The organism is Actinoplanes sp. URMC 104 (assembly GCF_051386375.1).
In the GTDB taxonomy this organism is placed as follows: Bacteria; Actinomycetota; Actinomycetes; order Mycobacteriales; family Micromonosporaceae; genus Actinoplanes.
This window is the reverse complement of record NZ_JBPQTO010000011.1, coordinates 2,675,581-2,691,639: the sequence shown is the minus strand read 5'-3', so window position 1 is coordinate 2,691,639 and position 16,059 is coordinate 2,675,581. Positions and strand designations below refer to the sequence as shown.

Sequence of the window (16,059 nt, the reverse complement as noted above, 5' to 3'; positions counted from 1 at the left end):
ACACATTCGCGTCGGCAGATCAACGGCCCGTGTACCGGGCATGACTTTCGTCAGTACGGGCGACTGCCGTTCGGGTCGGGTGCGGGGCGCACCTGCGCTTCTAGCGTCCGGGGCATGCTGATAACCCTGGAGAGACTGACCAAGCGGTTCGGCGCCACGGTCGCGGTCGACGGGCTCGACCTCGAGGTGCGGCCCGGCCGGGTCACCGGCTTCCTCGGGCCCAACGGCGCCGGCAAGTCGACCACCCTGCGGATGATCGTCGGGCTGGACCGGCCTACCGCGGGCCGGGCGCTGCTCGACGGACGACCCTACGGGGCGTACGCGTGGCCGCTGCGCCAGGTCGGCACGCTGCTCGAGGCCGCGGTGCACCCCGGCCGTACGGGACGCAACCACCTGCTCGCGATGGCGCGCAGCAACGCGATCCCGGCGAGCCGCGTCGACGAGGTGCTGGCCACCGTGGGGCTGACCGGGGCCGCCCGCAAACGCGCCGGCACGTACTCGATGGGCATGGGACAGCGGCTCGGCATCGCGGGCGCGCTGCTCGGCGACCCGCCCGTGGTGCTGCTCGACGAGCCGGTCAACGGCCTCGACCCGGACGGCGTGCGCTGGATCCGCGGGCTGATGCGCGACCTCGCCGCGCAGGGCCGCACCGTGCTGGTCTCCAGCCACCTGCTCGGCGAGATGCAGGTGACCGCCGACCACCTGATCGTCATCGGCCGCGGGCGGCTGCTCGCCGACGCCCCGCTCGAGCAGGTCGTCGCCGGGCACGCGTCGCTCGAGGACGCCTACTACCACCTGACCGAAGGGACCCTGCTCCGATGACCCTGCTGCGCGCCGCCGTCGCGGCCGAATGGACCAAGCTGTGGACCACCCGTACGGTCTGGTGGGCGCTCGCCGCCGCGCTCGCGCTCATGGGTGCGGGCGCCGGGCAGTACGCGATCTACGCCGGGAACGGCGACCTCGACCGGCCCGCGTCGGCCGCCACGGTCGCGGTGCTCGCGCTGAGCTTCGCGCAGCTGGCCTTCGTGGCGCTGGCGATGCTCGCGATGACCAGCGAGTTCTCCACCGGCACGATCCGCGCCACGCTGACCTGGGTGCCGTCGCGGGGGCGGCTGCTGCTCGCCAAGTGCGCGGTGGTCGCGGCGGTGACGTTCGTGACCGGCGCGATCACGGGCCTGCTGGGGGCGCTGGTCGCGGCGTCGCTGATGGACGAGCGCGGCGACGTGCTGGGCGCGGCCGTCCGGATCGGCGCGTACCTGGCGCTGCTCGGCGTCTTCGCGGTCGGGCTCGGCGCGGCGCTGCGCGGGCCGGTCGTCACGCTGGTCGTGCTGCTTCTGCTCGTCGTCGTGGTGCCACCGCTGCTGCAGGTGCCGGACGTGGCGGTGCTGAACGCGATCGCCGACGCGATGCCGGGCGTGGCCGGCAACCACTTCCTGCTGGGCGACGCAGACCCGTACGCCCCGGTCGTGGGTCTGCTCATCGTGGCGGCGTGGGCCGCGGCGGCCTTCGCGGCAGGGCGGCAGGTCCTGACGAGCCGCGACGCCTGAGCGACGGGTGCCGCTACGCCTGGAGCAGGCCCGCCTCGTAGGCGACGATCGCGGCCTGCACCCGGTTGCGCACCCCGAGGCGGGCGAGCAGGCTGCTGACGTACGCCTTGACGGTGCCCTCCACCAGGAACAGGCGCCGCCCGATCTCCGCGTTGGACAGTCCCTCGCCGACCAGGGCCAGCACCTCGCGTTCCCGGTCGGTGAGGGCGTCCACGCGGGCCCGGGCCGCCGCGCCCGCGCCGAGGCGGGCCCCGGCCAGCTCGGTGATGACCCGGTGCGCGACCCGCGGCGACAGGTACGCCGCGCCCGCCGCCACCGCGCGGATCGCCGCGGTCAGCTCCCGCGGGTCGCTGGACTTGAGCAGGAAGCCCGCCGCGCCCGCCGCGATGGCCCGCACGATGTACTCGTCCTCGCCGAACGTGGTCAGCACGATCACGCCGGTCGCCGGCGCCAGCCGCCGGATCTCGGCCGCGGCCGACAGCCCGTCGCGGCGCGGCATGCGGATGTCGAGCAGCACCACCGCGGGCCGGTGCCGGCGCACCAGCTCCACCGCCTCCACGCCGTCCGCTGCCTCGCCCACCACCTCGATGCCGTCGTCGTTTTCGAGGATCGCGCGGATGCCGGCCCGGATCATCGCCTCGTCGTCGGCGATCAGCACCCTCACTTGAGCCTTTCCTTGCTGGTCAGGACGCCGTCGGCGAAGCACAGCCGGTACGCGGCGTCGGCCATCGGGAAGTTGCCGTCGGAGTAGAGCTCGCAGCCGCGCCGCTCGCCGGGCGCCTGCCTGGCCGGGAGGACGCCGGCCAGGTCGGCGCGCGGCGTGCCGACGGTCATCCGGTCGTACGCCTGCTCGTCGAGCACCGAGTTGGCCACCGCGAACGGGTAGTACCCCAGCGCGGTGACCAGCGCCAGCGCGGCCGGGGTGAGGATCGCGGCGGCCACGCTGCGGCGGGCCCGGCGGCGGGCGTCGCGCATCTCGGCCGCCACGGGCAGCTCCGGCGGGACGGCTGCGGCGTGGCGGGGCAGGGTCGCCGTCACGCGGAAGCCACCGTCGGGAGTGGACCCGGCCGTGCAGATCCCGCCGGCCAGGCGCACGCGTTCCCGCAGGCCCGGCACGCCCTGCCCGCCGCCGGCCGCGGCCCTGTGCGCGCTCACCCCGTTGGTGACCTCGACGGTCGAGCGCTGCCCGTCGTCGGCGAGGACGACGCGCACCGCGGCGCCCGGCGCGTGCCGGCCCGCGTTGGTGAGCGCCTCGCGCACCACGCGGTGGACGGTGCGTTCCGCCGCCGCCGGCAGCGTCCCCTCGCCGTGCAGCGTGATCGTCATCCCGGCGGCGCGCGACCGCTCGACCAGCGCCCCGACCGACTCGCCGCCGGGCTCGAGCGGCGCCCGGTCGTCCTCGTCGCGCAGCACGCCGATGATCTCGCGCAGCTGGTCGGTGGCCGTCGCGGCCGACTCCCGGATCCGCGCCGCGGCCGCCCGCTGCTTCTCCGCGAGCCCCGGCGTCGTCTCCAGGGCGCCCGCGCCCAGCGCGATCAGGCTGAGCTCGTGGCCGAGCGAGTCGTGCATCTCCTGCGCGATGCGGGCGCGCTCGCGCAGCACCACCATGCGGCGCTCCGACTCGAGCCGGGCCGCGCGCTCCCACCCGGCCGCGGTCAGCCGCTTCTGCTGCGCGCGGTACCGGCCCGCCAGCCACGGGAAGACCCCGAGCAGCAGCAGCGCCATCATCAGGAAGAACCACTCCGCCAGGCTGGTGCCGAGCACCGCGAAGTTGAGCGCCGTGCCGCCCGCCGCGATCGCGACGAAGGTCAGCGCCACCGCGCGGACCCGCTCGGTGCGCAACCCCACCAGGTAGCTCGTCACCGGCAGCGCGAACACGAAGTTACCGTCCGCGAGCGTGCCCAGCAGCACGGTCAGCCATCCCGCGACGGGCCGCCGCCGGGCCGTCACCGTGATCACGACGGCCGCCGCGGCGGCACCCGCCAGGCCCGGCAGGCTGCCGTTCAGCCCCTGGTTGAGCAGCACCGGGGCGACCAGCGCCGCCCCCAGCAGCCCGTCGGCCACCCACTCCCGCCGTCCCCGCATCCGGCCAGGCTATCGACGCCGCCGCGGGCGCCTCTACTGCCGGAAGTCAGGTCGCCGCGTCGATCAGGTGGCGGCGCAGGGCCTCGGCCGCGGCGCTGAGCGGGCGGCCACGCAGGCGAAGGAGCCCGGACGACGTCGTGCTGTGCACCAAGTTCGGCATCGTCCGCGGCGAGGACGGGGTGCGTCTCGACGGCTGCCCCGAGAACGTCCGCGGCTACTGCGACGCCTCGCCGGAACGGCTGGGCGTCGACCACATCGACCTGTACAACCTGCACCGCATCGACCCCGAGGTGCCGGTGGGTGAGACCGTCGGGGCGATGGCCGAGCTGGTCGCGGCGGGCAAGGAGCGCCACCTCGGGCTCTCCGAGGCCGGTCCGGCCGAGCTCGCGGCCGCCGCCGCGGTACACCCGATCGCCGCCGTGCAGTTCGAGTGGTCGCCGGCGTGGCGCGAGCCGGAGGACGACGTGGTGCCGGCGGCCCGGGATCGGGCTCTGGCCAGGCTGCTGGCGCAGGGCACCGACGTGGTGCCGATCCCGGGCACCCGGAGCCGACGGCGCGTGCTGGAGAACGCCGCGGCCGCGGACGTCGAACTGTCCGGGCGGGACCTGGCCGTGCTCGAGGCGACCGTGCCCCGCACGCAGTGGCGTGGCGACCGGACGTCGTTCGCGGCGCACGGCACGGCCCGTAACCGCTGAGCTCAGCCGATGATCGGGCGGAAGACGCCGGCGGCGATCGAGATGCCGAGCGCGAACGAGGACAGCACGATCGCGCCCACGAGCAGGGCCACGTCGGCGCGGCGGAAGACCTGCTTGCGGGCGTACGTGCGGGGGACGCCCGAGTCGAAGCCGCGCGCGTCCATCGCCACCGCCAGCCGGCCGCCGCGCCGCAGGGCGCCGACCAGCAGGGCGAAGGCGGTGGCGACGAACAGCCGCAGCGCCGTGACCGGGTTGCGGCCCGCGTCGATGCCGCGGGCCCGGCGGGCCAGCGTGAGCATCTGCCACTCGCTGCCCAGCAGCGGGATCAGCCGGAACGCGGCGAGCGCGCCGAGGGCGAAGCGGGCGGGCGCCTTGGCGTTCTGCACCAGGGCGTCGGCGAGGTCGGTGGGGTCGGTGGTGGCGAAGACGAGCACGCCGGGGACGACCACCGCGAACAGCCGCAGGATCAGCCCGAGCGTGGAGTAGAGCACGCCGGTGGTGACGTCGAACGGGCCCAGGTCGAGCAGCAGCGTGCCGGTGCGGTTCGCGGAGAACAGCACCATCGTGACCAGCAGGCCCAGCGAGGCGACCAGCACCGGCCAGGCGCGGCGGGCCAGCGTCGCGAAGCGCACGCCGAACAGCGGCACCAGAGCCAGCTCGATCACCAGCGCGATGGCGGGCGTGAGCGGGTCGAGCGTGGCGATCAGCGGCAGCGAGAACAGCATCGCGGCGGCGAGCTTGGCCACCGGGTTGCGGCGGGCGAGCGGCGCCGACGGGTCCGCGACCGGCTGCAGGGCGAGCGTCATGGGCGCGGCCGCCGGTGGGGGAGGGGATCCTGCAGGCGGGCGGCGCCCAGCGGGTGGGTCCGGTCGGCGAGGGCCTGCACGAAGTCGTCGTCGTGGGTGACGGCGACGATGCCGTGGCCGTCGTCGCGCAGGGTGGCGAGCAGGCTGACCAGCTCGATCCAGGTGCGCCGGTCCTGGCCGAACGTGGGCTCGTCGAGCACGAGCAGCCGGGGCGCGGTGGCGAGCGCGGTGGCCACGCTCAGCCGGCGGGCCTCGCCACCCGAGAGCGTGTACGGGTTCGCGGCCGCCAGCCGGTCCAGGCGCAGCCGTTCGAGCAGCCCGGACACGATCCGGTCCACCTCGGACGCCGACCGGCCCAGGCGGCGCGGGCCGACCGCCAGCTCGTCGGCCACCCGGGACGTGACGAACTGGTGTTCCGGGTTCTGGAAGACCGAGCCGATGCGGCCGGTCAGGGTGGCGGCCCGCCAGCGGTGCGGGGGCCGCGCGTCGCCGAAGCCGCGCACGGCGCCGCCGGTGGGGGCCAGCAGGCCGCCGAGCACCAGCGCGAGCGTCGACTTCCCGGCGCCGTTGGGACCGGTCACGGCGAGCACCTCGCCCTCCCCGACGCCGAGCGAGACGGGCGCGAGCCGTCCGGTGACAGTGACGTCCTGAGCCCGTACGAGCTCGGAAGCCGTTGCCGTGACCGCCTTGAGCGGCGGCACCGTGAAGCCGGGAACCCAGACGCCCTCCTCGGCCAGCCGGTCGCCGTAGGCGGCGAACACGACGTCGGGCGCCCCGTCGGCCCTGATCCCCCCGCCCGGCTCGAGCACGACCACGCGGTCGACCAGCGGCAGGGCCTCGGCCACCCGGTGCTCCACCAGGATCATCGTCGGGTCGTCGGAGGAGGTCCGCTGGTCGAAGTAGACGGGGTAGCGGGAGCGGGAACGCCGCAGGGCGTCGCGGACCAGCGCCGCGCCGGCCGGGTCGAGGTTGGCGGTGGGCTCGTCGAGCAGCAGCAGACCCGGTCGCAGGGCCAGCACCCCGGCCAGCGCCAGCCGCTGCGCCTCGCCGCCGGAGAGCGCCGCGGTCGAGCGGGTGATCGGATAGGGGAAGCCCACCCGGTCGAGCGCATCGCTGACCCACGGCCAGATCTGCGCCTGCGGGACCCCGCGGTTCTCCAGCCCGAACGCCACGTCGTCGCCGCTGCGCGCCATCACGAGCTGGGTCTGCGGGTCCTGGAAGACGATGCCCACCTGCTCCCGCGCCTTGCGCGGGTCGAGCCCGTCGATCTCGATGGTGCCGGCCGACTCGCCCGAGTCCTCGGCGAGCAGCCCGGCCAGCGCCGCGAGCAGGGTGCTCTTGCCGGCCCCGGAGGGACCGAGCAGGAGCACCCGCTCGCCGTGCCCGATGCGCAGGTCGACGTCGCGCACGGCCCACGCGCGGCGGCCCGCGTGCCGCCAGCCGAAGCCGCGGAGGACGACCTCACTCATACCTGGAATCGAACCAAATCAGACGAGGGCGCGCGAGCGGCCCGCCGGGAAGCGGTCCAGCACGCCGGTCTGCGCCAGCGCGCGGGTCAGCAGCACGCTGCCCAGACCCGCGATGACCAGCGACGACGCGGCGGTGATCAGCACGTACGGGAGGCGGAACGTGGCCCACGAGGTGTCGGGGTACCAGACGAACACGTCGTAGACCGCGGCCACCACCCCGGCCATGGCGCCCGCGAGCAGCGCCACCGGCAGGCGGTAGATCTTGTACGCGAACGCGGCGAACACGACCTCCGCGCCGAGCGCCTCGAGCGGCCCCTGCACCGCGATCGTCCAGCCCCAGCTCACGCCGATCGCCACCGAGACCAGCGACGCGAGCGAGAGGGTGTAGAACGCGGCACCGGGCTTGCGCACGATGAGCGCGCCGAGCACGGCCGGCACCAGCCAGACGCCGTAGAGCACGGCCCGTCCGGGCAGCGGGATGGCGTCCGCGGGGCCGTTGTAGAGCAGGCCCCAGGCCCAGAAGATCACGCCGAAGGCCACGGCGACGACGGAGGCGATGACGATGTCGATCGTCCGCCAGCGGTTGTTCATGACTGAACCTCCCAGTGGGCACCGGGAGGAGACGCACGCCACGCCCGGGTGCGGCCCGGACACGACGCGGCTGGAGAAAGACCGAACTTCCTGCGCTGGCATTACCCAGATCAGGTGCGAGGGTCTGCGGTCGCCCGCACTCTCAGCGCTGTGCGCTCCCCTGTCGGATGTGCTGTGTTTCGATGAAACTAACACCGGTGCGGGTCGAGGGACAGCGAGGGAGTGATCACATGGAGATCAAGGCACGCGGGCTGACCTTCGACGTGTACGAGGGGGGCCCGTCCGACGGCGCCCCGGTGCTGCTGCTGCACGGCTTCCCCCAGGACCACCGCGAGTTCGACCTGCTGGCGCCCAAGCTGCACGAGCGCGGCCTGCGGACGTACGCCCTCGACCAGCGCGGCACCTCGCCCGGCGCGCGCCCGTCCGAGGTGAGCGCCTACCGCCTGCACGAGCCCACCGCCGACGCCGTCGCCGTGCTGGACGCGCTCGGGCTCGAGTCCGCCCATGTGATCGGCCACGACTGGGGCGCGATCGTCGGCTGGTGGCTGGCCTCGGGCCATCCGGACCGGGTGCGCACGCTGACCGCCGTCTCGGTGCCGCATCCCAAGGCGCTGGGCCTGGCGCTGCGCGTGCGGGCCACCCAGCGCGCGCGGATGTCGTACTTCAAGGTCTTCCAGTCGCCGGTCGCCGAGCGCCTGCTGCTCGCCCGCGACGGCGCGATGCTGCGGGCGATGCTCAAGCCGATCGGGCAGCGCGGCGACAAGTACGTCGAGTCGATGCGCGACGACCCGGGCCGGCTCACCGGCGGCCTGAACTGGTACCGCGCGGTGCAGGGCGGCGCACCGGGCGGACCGGGCATCGTCCGGGTGCCGACCACCTACGTCTGGAGCGACCGCGACGGCGTGGTGACGCTCACCGCGGCGCTGCGCACGCGGGACTGGGTCGACGCCGACTACCAGCTGGTCGCCATGAAGGGCGTCAGCCACTGGGTGCCGGAGCAGGCGGCCACCGCGCTCGCCGACGCCGCCCTCTCCCGTATCGGCCTAGTTTGATTTCCGTCTCCGCAGGGGATACGCCAGCGTCATGGTGGCCGAGAAATCCCGCATCAAGCACGAGACCGAGAAGCAGCGCTGGGACCGCAACTTCGCCGATCTGCTGCAGGAGCTGCGCGTCGCGCAGACCGGCATCCAGATCCTGTTCGCGTTCCTGCTGACGCTGCCCTTCAGCAACGGCTTCCCCAAGGTCACCAACTTCCAGAAGGACACGTACGTGGTGGCGCTGCTCGCCGCGGCCGCCGCCACCGCCATGATCATCGCGCCGGTCGCGTTCCACCGGGCGCTGTTCCGCCAGGGACGCAAGCCTGAGCTGGTGCGCTACGCCCACCGCATGGCGACCGGCGGCCTGGCGTTCCTGCTGGTCTCGATGGTGAGCAGCGTGCTGCTGGTCACCGACTTCATCCTCGACCGGCCGATCGCGTTCGTGCTGACCGCGATCGCCGCGCTGTTCTTCCTCACGTTCTGGGCGACCATCCCGTTCTTCCGCAAGAACTGGATCGACGAGGACGCCGAGGAGGAGGACGAGGAGTCCAGCAGCGGCGAGGTCATCGCCTCCGAGCCCGCAGGCCGAGACGCCTGAGCTCCAGCTCGGCCAGCGCGTCGACCGCGGCCGGGTCGCCGTCGCGCCAGCTCTGCGCGATGTCCGGCCCGAGCGTCGCCAGGCGGGTCAGCGGCTGGCTCGCCAGCGCGCGCAGCGCCAGCAGGTCACGCCCGGCGGGCTGGTCGCGTACGGCCGAGGCAGCCGCCGCCCGGCGCATCCACCGCAACCGCCGCGGGAGCCAGCCGAGGAGCACGAGGGACAGCGGCACGGCCACGGCCACCAGGGCGACGACCACGGCCAGTGTGTCCACGACGTCCTGCTGCTGGCGGCCCGCCTCGGCGAGCGACCGGGCCGCCGAGGCGGCACCCTCGAACGGCTTGACCAGCTCGTCGCCGACCAGCGGCACGCCGCCGACCTTGGTGCCCGCGTCGGAGAGGTTGTCGGCGATGCCGCCGCCCGCGCTCTCCAGCTTGGCGCCGGGCACGCCGAGCTTCTCCACCATGTCGTTGACCCACAGACCGGCGCGGATCCACAGCGCCACCCAGGCCACGACGGCGAGGTCGGTGAGGAGCTGACGTACGGCGGTGGGCGGCCGGTCCGCGTAGATTTTCACGCGGCACAGGGTCCCACGGCAGGGAAGGCCGGCCTTCAGTCAGGTTCGGGGGCGGCGGTCGGGGTGTTGGACGGGCTCAGCGCTGGGTGGCGCACTCCGGGCACGTACCGAAGATCTCCATGGTGTGCGAGACGTCGACGAACCCGTGCCGGCTCGCCACCTTGTCGGCCCACGACTCGACCGCGGGGCCCTCCACCTCGACCGCCCGGCCGCACGACCGGCACACCAGGTGATGGTGGTGGCCCTGGCTGCACCGGCGGTAGAGGTGCTCGCCACCCGGCGGGCGCATCACGTCGATCTCGCCCGCGTCGGCGAGGCCCTGCAGCGTGCGGTAGACCGTGGTCAGGCCCACCCGCTCGCCGCGCTCGCGCAGCATGGCGTGCAGGTCCTGCGCGCTGTTGAACCCCTCCGCGTCGGCGAGCACGGCGCTCACCGCGGTGCGCTGCTTGGTGGTGCGCTGCGCGGCGTTCGTCTCGGCGTTCACGATCGGACCTCCCTGGCATGGCTGACCGCGTCGGCGACGATGTGCGCGACGTGCTCGTCCACCAGCGAGTATGCGATCTCCCTGCCACGGCGTGCACCCCGCACCACCCCGGCGCCGCGCAGCACCCGCAGGTGCTGGGAGACCAGCGGTTGCGGCGCGCCGAGCTTCTCCACCAGCTCGTGCACGCAGCGCTCACCGGCGCCCAGCTCCGCCACGATCGCGACCCGGATCGGCGCGGACAGGGCCCGCAGCAGCTCCCCGGCGGACTCGTACGCCTCGTATCCGCTCGTCGTCGACATAGGACCGTACCTCAGGCTTTCTGCAGCACGACGTCGGGCGGCTCGACCTCGCGGGGCGGCTGGGCGCGCCGGCGCACCATCCGCAGCCCCGCGGCCCCGACGGTGATCGCGAGGAACGCGGCAAGCGCCAGGATCACGGTGGTGGCGCCGGGCGGGGTGTCGGCCTCGGCCGAGACGACCACCCCGGCGCCCGCCGCGACCAGTCCGATCGCCATCGCCGCCGCCATCGTGGCGCGGAACCCCCGGGTGACCTGCTGCGCCGCGGCCACCGGGATGACCATGAGCGCCGAGACGAGCAGCAGGCCGACCGTCCGCATGGCGATCGTCACCGTCACCGCGGTGGTCACGGCCATCAGCAGGTTGAGCGCCCGCACCGGCAGGCCGCTGACCCGCGCGTACTCCTCGTCGTTGCAGACCGCGAACAGCGCCGGGCGGAACACCAGCATCGCGATCAGCACGGCCACCCCGAGCGCCGCGATCACCGCCACGTCCCCGGCGGAGGTGGTGATCAGCGAGCCGAACAGGTACTGCACGAGGCTGTTGCTGCTCGCGTCGTCGGAGAGCGACACCAGCACCACGCCGCCCGCGATGCCGCCGTAGAACAGCAGGGCCAGGGCGAGATCCCCGGACGTACGGCCGCGTTCGCGGATCAGCTCGACGCCGACCGCGCCGGCCGCGGCCACGATCACCGCGCTCAGCACCGGGGACTGGTCGAGCAGCAGCCCCACGCCGACGCCGGTCAGCGCCACGTGGCCGATGCCGTCGCCGATCAGCGAGAGCCGCCGCTGCACCAGGTAGATGCCGAGCGCGGGGGCGGCCAGGCCGATGATGAGCGCGCCGAGCAGCGCACGGATCATGAAGTCGTACTGGAAGAGGTCCATCGTCAGTTCGCCGTGATCCGGTCGGTGGGGGCCACGCAGATGCCGGCGGCGGCCTGCACGGCGTGCGGGTGCACGTGGTCGTGGTCGGGCTCGGCGTGGTGGCCGGCCGGCTCGGGCGGCGCGCCCTCGTGCGCGATGCGGCCCTCGTGCACCACGACGGCTCGGTCGATCAGCGGCCGCAGCGGGCCCAGCTCGTGCGCGACCAGCAGGATCGTGCCGCCGCCGGTCTCGAACCGGCCCAGCGCGGCGGCGAACGCCTCCTGGCTGGCGGCGTCCACCCCGGCCGTGGGCTCGTCGAGCACCAGCAGGTCGGGCCTGCCGGCCAGCGCGCGGGCGATCAGCGTGCGCTGCTGCTGGCCGCCCGACAGCGTGGTGACGGGGTCGTCGATGCGGTCGAGCAGGCCGACGTCGGTGAGCGCCTCGCGGACGGCGGCCTTGTCGGCGGCGCCGGACGGGCGGAAGATGCCGCGCCGCGCCAGCCGGCCCGACGCGACCACCTCGCCGACCGTGGCGGGAACGCCGCTGCCCGCGCCGAGCCGCTGCGGCACGTAGCCGAGCCGGGCCCAGTCGCGGAACCGGCGCTGCGGCGTGCCGAACAGCTCGATCTCGCCGTGGCCCAGCGGCACCAGGCCGAGGATCGTGCGGATCAGCGTGGACTTGCCGGAGCCGTTGGCGCCGAGGATCGCGACGACCTCACCGGCGTCGACGGTCAGCGAGATGTCGTGCAGGATCTCGCGGCCCTCGTAGCCCACCGCGGCGTGGCGCACCGTCACGACGCTCATCGCGTACACCCCAATCCGGTGGTCAGCGCGGTCAGGTTGGACCGCATGACGCTCAGGTAGTCGCCGCCGCGGTCGGTCAGCCCCTCGAGCGGGTCGAGGACCGCGGTCCGCGCGCCGACCTCGCGGGCGATGGTCTCGGCCACGGCGGGGCTGACCAGCGTCTCGAAGAAGATCGTGGTGGTGCCGGTGTCCCGGGCCTCCTCGGCCACGGCGGCCAGGCGCTGCGGCGAGGGCTCGGCCTCGGGGGAGATGCCGGTGATGCCGACCTGGTGCAGGTCGTAGCGCTCGGCCAGATAGGCGAACGCGGTGTGGCTGGTGACCAGCTCCCGGCGCTCGCACGTCTCGAGGCCGTCGGCGAACGCGGTGTTCAGCGCGTCGAGGTCGGCATGCAGGGCCTTGGCGCGCTCGGTGTAGCCGGCGGCGTGCTCCGGGTCGGCCTGCGCGAGCCGCTCGGCGAGCTTGTCGGCGATGGTCGCCAGCCGCACCGGATCGAGCCAGACGTGCGGGTCCTCGCCGCCGGCCGCCTCCTCGTGCTCGTGGCCGTGCTCGTCGGCCTCGTCCGCGTGCAGCAGCGGCACGACCGAGGCGGCGTCGAACGAGCGGTCCTTCGCCTCGAGCGCGACGGCCTCGTCGACGGCCGGCTGGAAGCCCTTGAGGTAGACGGCCAGCCCGGCGTCGGCGACGTCACCCACCTGGCGCGGGGTGAGCTCGATGTCGTGCGGCTCGGCGCCCGGCTTGGTGAGGTTGGTGACGCTGACCACGTCGCCTCCGATCCGCTCGCTCAGGAACTGCAACGGGTAGAAGGCCGTGACGATCGCGAACTTCTCGCCGGCCCCGCCCGGCTGCCCGGCCCGGTCACCGCAGCCGGCGAGGGCGGCGGCGAGCACGAGCAGGGCAGGGAGCAGTCGGCGGCGCATACCACCCACTGTCTCTGGCAATGATAATGATTGTCAAAAGCGCATGTGTCTAGAGCGCCTTGGCGACGACCACCGCCAGGAGCAGGGCGAGGATCAGCACGCGCAGCGCCCGGGTCGCGGCCGCCTGCACCGGCCAGGTCGTGAACGTGAGCACCGCCAGCCCGGCGGCCAGCACGAACAACAGCGCGGCGCCGACGATGCCCGGCAGGAACAGCCCGGCGAGCATCACGACGAGCGCGACGACGAACGCGGTGGTCGGGTTGATCCGGGCCAGCCGGCGCAACAGGTGGTCGGACGGCGTCAACACTCACTCCTCGTCGCTGCGTACCCTCATCGCATGCTCGTGCTCAACCGCTTCGTCGTGCCGCCGGACACGCAGGACGGCTTCCTCGAGCGGGCCCACGCCGCGCTCGCCGCGCTCGCCGCCAGCCCCGGCTACCTCTCCGGCCGGCTCGCCCGCGCGCTCGAGGACCCGGCCTCGTGGACCCTGGTCACCGAGTGGCAGTCGGTGGGAGCCTACCGGCGCGCGCTGGGCGGCTTCGACGTCAAGGTGCACGCCACCCCGCTGCTGGCCCAGTCGCTCGACGAGCCGTCCGCCTTCGAGACGCTGGCCAGCGCGGATCCGGGCGCACAGGTGGTGGTCGCCGAGAGCGACCGGGCCGCGGATCCGTGGCGCTGACGACTACTGTTGGGTCATGACGACGGCTCCTCACGTTCCCGGGCCTCCGCAGGGGCCGGGTGTCCAGCCGCCGTTCCCGGCGCCGCCGGTCGAGGGCAAGGGCCGCCGGATCGGCTGGGGCCTGGGCACCGGCGCGGGCGTGGCGCTGCTGATCTGCGGCGGCGGGCTGGCCGCGCTGATCGGGCTGGGCACGTCGGTCACCGGCGCGCTCAACGAGCAGGCGCACGCGGCCGTCGACAGCTATCTGACCGCGCTGCGCGGCGGGCGCTACGACCAGGCGTACGGGCAGCTGTGTGAGCGGGCGCAGGAGCAGGAGTCGGCCTCGGAGTTCCGCAGCCGCGTCGAGTCCGAGCAGCGGATCCAGACCTGGCAGCTCGGCGACTTCGACCAGCTCGACCTCACCGTGCCGGTGCAGGCGACGTACGAGAACGGTCAGGCGCGCCGGCTCGAGGCGTCGCTCGACCAGAACACGTCGACGGGCCGGTTCGAGGTGTGCGAGCTCGGGGAGTAATCTCGCTTTTTGTCCCGATCCACGTCTCCACGAGTCCCCGCCGACACCCAGCCGGCGTAGGAGGAACATGCCCGCCGACCGTATCGACGCCGTCGTCAGCCTCGCCAAGCGACGCGGCTTCGTCTTCCCGTCCAGCGAGATCTACGGAGGCACCCGCTCCGCCTGGGACTACGGTCCCCTCGGCGTCGAGCTGAAGGACAACGTCCGCCGGCAGTGGTGGCGCACGATGGTGCAGCAGCGCGACGACGTCGTCGGCCTGGACTCCGCCGTGATCCTGGCGCGCGACGTGTGGGTCGCGTCCGGCCACGTCGAGGCGTTCACCGACCCGCTGACCGAGTGCCAGTCGTGCCACAAGCGGTTCCGGGCCGACCACCTCGAGGAGGCGTACGAGGAGAAGCACGGCTCGGCGCCCGCCTCGCTGCAGGAGCTCAACTGCCCCAACTGCGGCAACAAGGGCACCTTCACCGAGCCGAAGAACTTCAACGGCCTCATGAAGACCTACCTCGGGCCCACCGACAGCGCCGAGGGCCTGCACTACCTGCGCCCCGAGACCGCGCAGGGCATCTTCGTCAACTACAACAACGTGGCGACCACCGCGCGCAAGAAGCCGCCGTTCGGCATCGCGCAGGTCGGCAAGAGCTTCCGCAACGAGATCACCCCCGGCAACTTCATCTTCCGGACGCGCGAGTTCGAGCAGATGGAGATGGAGTTCTTCGTCGAGCCCGGCACCGACGAGAAGTGGCACGAGTACTGGCTGCAGGAGCGCTGGAACTGGTACCGCGACCTCGGCCTGTCCGAGACCAACCTGCGGTTCTACGAGCACCCCGCGGAGAAGCGGTCGTTCTACTCCTCGCGGACGGTCGACATCGAGTACCGCTTCCGCTTCGGCGGCACCGAGTTCGCCGAGCTCGAGGGCATCGCCAACCGGACCGACTACGACCTGTCCACGCACTCCAAGCACTCCGGCGTCGACCTGTCCTACTTCGACCAGGAGAAGCAGGAGCGCTGGGTGCCGTACGTCATCGAGCCGGCCGCCGGCCTCACCCGCGCGGTGCTGGCGTTCCTGCTCGAGGCGTACGACGAGGACGAGGCCCCCAACACCAAGGGCGGCGTCGACAAGCGGACGGTCATGCGCTTCGACCCGCGCCTCGCGCCGGTCAAGGTGGCGGTGCTGCCGCTGTCGCGCAACCCCGAGCTGTCGCCGAAGGCGCGCGGGTTGGCCGAGACGCTGCGCAAGCGCTGGATCGTCGAGTTCGACGACTCCCAGGCGATCGGGCGGCGCTACCGCCGCCAGGACGAGATCGGCACCCCGTTCTGCGTCACGGTCGACTTCGACACCCTGACCGACGACGCCGTGACCGTCCGCGACCGCGACACGATGAAGCAGGAGCGGGTCGGTCTCTCGCAGATCGAGGACTACCTGCTCAAGCGCCTGCCCGGCTGTTGAGCTTGCCGGCCGGGCGGCCCCTTGGGGTCGCCCGGGGTCGGCCGCTCGTCGCGGCTCGATCGCTCAGCTGAAGTCGAATCCGCCCGGTCGGCCGTTCCGATCGGCGATGAGCCCCGCCAGGGTGGCCACGGCGATCTCGGCCGCGGTCTGCGCCCTGATGTTGAGGCCGATCGGCCGGTGCACCCGGGCGATCTCGTCGTCCGGCACACCCAGCGAGCGAAGGGCCGCCACGTGCGGCCCTTCCTTCTTCGGGTTCCCCATGATCCCGATGTACCGGGTCTCGGCCGCGAGCGCCTGCTTCAGGACCTCCCCGACCTCCGCCCGATCGTGGTCGGTGAGCACGACATCGGTGTTCCCGTCGAGGTTCGCCGCCGCAAGGTCGTGCACGAACCGATCCCCCCGCGGCCGCGGCGTCCCCAGCAGCCTCGTCTCGTCCGGCTCCACGAGCACGGTCTGGAAGCCCAGTTCGGGCGTCAGCCGCAGAATCGCCTCGGCCACCGGCGACTCGAACACCACAACCAGTCGCCGAGGCCGGCCCGCGTCACCCATGCCCCGACTGTGCCAGATCCCCGGCCCGCGCGCAGGACACTTATGCTCTTGCCGCGCGACAGCTAGTCGGGCGTCTAGTTCTGCATCTTTCCCGTAACCGGTTGGCTC

General features: G+C 73.4%; 20 protein-coding genes, 1 pseudogene and 1 riboswitch. Of the genes and pseudogenes, 8 read left to right on the top strand and 13 right to left on the bottom strand.

Translation table 11 applies throughout. From position 1 onward, the window contains the following. Window positions 1–117: 117 nt before the first annotated feature. Together ACSNN8_RS38355 and ACSNN8_RS38350 are read left to right on the top strand one after the other, a co-directional pair. Window positions 118–762, top strand: a pseudogene (locus ACSNN8_RS38355) (ABC transporter ATP-binding protein); the annotation flags it as partial. Between the two features lie 56 nt (window positions 763–818). Next, window positions 819–1,547: an ABC transporter permease gene (locus ACSNN8_RS38350; RefSeq protein WP_436655241.1), complete on the top strand. Its 729-nt coding sequence runs from the start codon at window positions 819–821 to the stop codon at window positions 1,545–1,547. A gap of 13 nt (window positions 1,548–1,560) precedes the next feature. Here ACSNN8_RS38350 and ACSNN8_RS38345 read toward each other — a convergent pair whose 3' ends face one another. After that, the gene (locus ACSNN8_RS38345; protein ID WP_436655239.1) at window positions 1,561–2,211 is read right to left on the bottom strand and encodes a response regulator transcription factor; all 651 of its coding nucleotides are present in this window, start codon (window positions 2,209–2,211) and stop codon (window positions 1,561–1,563) included. Further along, entirely contained in the window at window positions 2,208–3,632 is a 1,425-nt protein-coding gene (locus ACSNN8_RS38340; protein ID WP_436655237.1) for a sensor histidine kinase, read from the bottom strand. Before ACSNN8_RS38340 ends, ACSNN8_RS38345 begins: the two co-directional genes overlap by 4 nt. Window positions 3,633–3,643: 11 nt before the next feature. Here ACSNN8_RS38340 and ACSNN8_RS38335 point away from each other — a divergent pair, with 11 nt between their 5' ends. After that, entirely contained in the window at window positions 3,644–4,327 is a 684-nt protein-coding gene (locus ACSNN8_RS38335; RefSeq protein WP_436655593.1) for an aldo/keto reductase, read from the top strand. 2 nt (window positions 4,328–4,329) lie between these two features. On the opposite strand, the gene ACSNN8_RS38330 is transcribed toward ACSNN8_RS38335, so the two are convergent. Genes ACSNN8_RS38330 through ACSNN8_RS38320 form a run of 3 tightly spaced genes read right to left on the bottom strand, consistent with a single transcriptional unit; the run spans window position 4,330 to window position 7,193 of the window. Then, window positions 4,330–5,133, bottom strand: a complete 804-nt coding sequence (locus tag ACSNN8_RS38330; RefSeq protein WP_436655235.1) for an energy-coupling factor transporter transmembrane component T family protein — start codon at window positions 5,131–5,133, stop codon at window positions 4,330–4,332. Beyond that, entirely contained in the window at window positions 5,130–6,602 is a 1,473-nt protein-coding gene (locus tag ACSNN8_RS38325) for an ABC transporter ATP-binding protein (RefSeq protein ID WP_436655233.1), read from the bottom strand. Before ACSNN8_RS38325 ends, ACSNN8_RS38330 begins: the two co-directional genes overlap by 4 nt. An 18-nt stretch (window positions 6,603–6,620) precedes the next feature. Continuing rightward, window positions 6,621–7,193, bottom strand: a complete 573-nt coding sequence (locus ACSNN8_RS38320) for an ECF transporter S component (protein ID WP_436655231.1) — start codon at window positions 7,191–7,193, stop codon at window positions 6,621–6,623. 70 nt (window positions 7,194–7,263) lie between these two features. Beyond that, window positions 7,264–7,365, bottom strand: a riboswitch (TPP riboswitch). 58 nt (window positions 7,366–7,423) lie between these two features. Here ACSNN8_RS38320 and ACSNN8_RS38315 point away from each other — a divergent pair. After that, window positions 7,424–8,245: an alpha/beta fold hydrolase gene (locus ACSNN8_RS38315; protein ID WP_436655229.1), complete on the top strand. Its 822-nt coding sequence runs from the start codon at window positions 7,424–7,426 to the stop codon at window positions 8,243–8,245. 31 nt (window positions 8,246–8,276) lie between these two features. After that, window positions 8,277–8,828: a DUF6328 family protein gene (locus tag ACSNN8_RS38310; RefSeq protein WP_436655227.1), complete on the top strand. Its 552-nt coding sequence runs from the start codon at window positions 8,277–8,279 to the stop codon at window positions 8,826–8,828. On the opposite strand, the gene ACSNN8_RS38305 is transcribed toward ACSNN8_RS38310, so the two are convergent. The 7 genes from ACSNN8_RS38305 to ACSNN8_RS38275 form a co-directional block, all read right to left on the bottom strand. Further along, on the bottom strand, window positions 8,794–9,402 hold the full coding sequence (locus ACSNN8_RS38305) for a hypothetical protein (RefSeq protein WP_436655225.1): 609 nt from the start codon (window positions 9,400–9,402) through the stop codon (window positions 8,794–8,796). The two genes, ACSNN8_RS38310 and ACSNN8_RS38305, sit on opposite strands and share 35 nt — an antisense overlap. Before the next feature lie 76 nt (window positions 9,403–9,478). After that, window positions 9,479–9,886, bottom strand: coding sequence for a Fur family transcriptional regulator (locus tag ACSNN8_RS38300; RefSeq protein ID WP_436655223.1), 408 nt, complete (start codon window positions 9,884–9,886; stop codon window positions 9,479–9,481). Further along, a complete protein-coding gene (locus ACSNN8_RS38295; RefSeq protein ID WP_436655221.1) occupies window positions 9,883–10,185 on the bottom strand; it encodes an ArsR/SmtB family transcription factor in 303 nt (100 codons plus the stop codon). The genes ACSNN8_RS38300 and ACSNN8_RS38295 overlap by 4 nt, the downstream gene beginning before the upstream one ends. A gap of 11 nt (window positions 10,186–10,196) precedes the next feature. Continuing rightward, window positions 10,197–11,066, bottom strand: a complete 870-nt coding sequence (locus ACSNN8_RS38290) for a metal ABC transporter permease (protein ID WP_436655219.1) — start codon at window positions 11,064–11,066, stop codon at window positions 10,197–10,199. Between the two features lie 2 nt (window positions 11,067–11,068). Further along, window positions 11,069–11,848 carry a metal ABC transporter ATP-binding protein gene (locus tag ACSNN8_RS38285; RefSeq protein ID WP_436655217.1) on the bottom strand — a complete coding sequence of 260 codons (780 nt, stop codon included), beginning with the start codon at window positions 11,846–11,848 and terminating at the stop codon, window positions 11,069–11,071. Then, window positions 11,845–12,765 carry a metal ABC transporter substrate-binding protein gene (locus ACSNN8_RS38280; protein WP_436655215.1) on the bottom strand — a complete coding sequence of 307 codons (921 nt, stop codon included), beginning with the start codon at window positions 12,763–12,765 and terminating at the stop codon, window positions 11,845–11,847. The genes ACSNN8_RS38285 and ACSNN8_RS38280 overlap by 4 nt, the downstream gene beginning before the upstream one ends. Before the next feature lie 49 nt (window positions 12,766–12,814). Beyond that, window positions 12,815–13,072, bottom strand: a complete 258-nt coding sequence (locus tag ACSNN8_RS38275; protein ID WP_436655213.1) for a DUF6703 family protein — start codon at window positions 13,070–13,072, stop codon at window positions 12,815–12,817. A gap of 30 nt (window positions 13,073–13,102) precedes the next feature. Between ACSNN8_RS38275 and ACSNN8_RS38270 the strand changes: the two genes are divergently transcribed. From ACSNN8_RS38270 to ACSNN8_RS38260, 3 genes are all read left to right on the top strand, one after another. Continuing rightward, entirely contained in the window at window positions 13,103–13,444 is a 342-nt protein-coding gene (locus tag ACSNN8_RS38270) for an antibiotic biosynthesis monooxygenase family protein (RefSeq protein ID WP_436655211.1), read from the top strand. Between the two features lie 16 nt (window positions 13,445–13,460). Further along, window positions 13,461–13,955 (top strand): hypothetical protein, encoded by a 495-nt coding sequence (locus ACSNN8_RS38265; RefSeq protein WP_436655209.1) that lies wholly within the window; start codon window positions 13,461–13,463, stop codon window positions 13,953–13,955. Between the two features lie 67 nt (window positions 13,956–14,022). Further along, window positions 14,023–15,402: a glycine--tRNA ligase gene (locus ACSNN8_RS38260; protein WP_436655207.1), complete on the top strand. Its 1,380-nt coding sequence runs from the start codon at window positions 14,023–14,025 to the stop codon at window positions 15,400–15,402. A 63-nt stretch (window positions 15,403–15,465) separates the two neighbouring features. Here ACSNN8_RS38260 and ACSNN8_RS38255 read toward each other — a convergent pair whose 3' ends face one another. Next, window positions 15,466–15,951, bottom strand: a complete 486-nt coding sequence (locus tag ACSNN8_RS38255) for an XdhC family protein (protein WP_436655205.1) — start codon at window positions 15,949–15,951, stop codon at window positions 15,466–15,468. Window positions 15,952–16,059 lie beyond the last annotated feature (108 nt).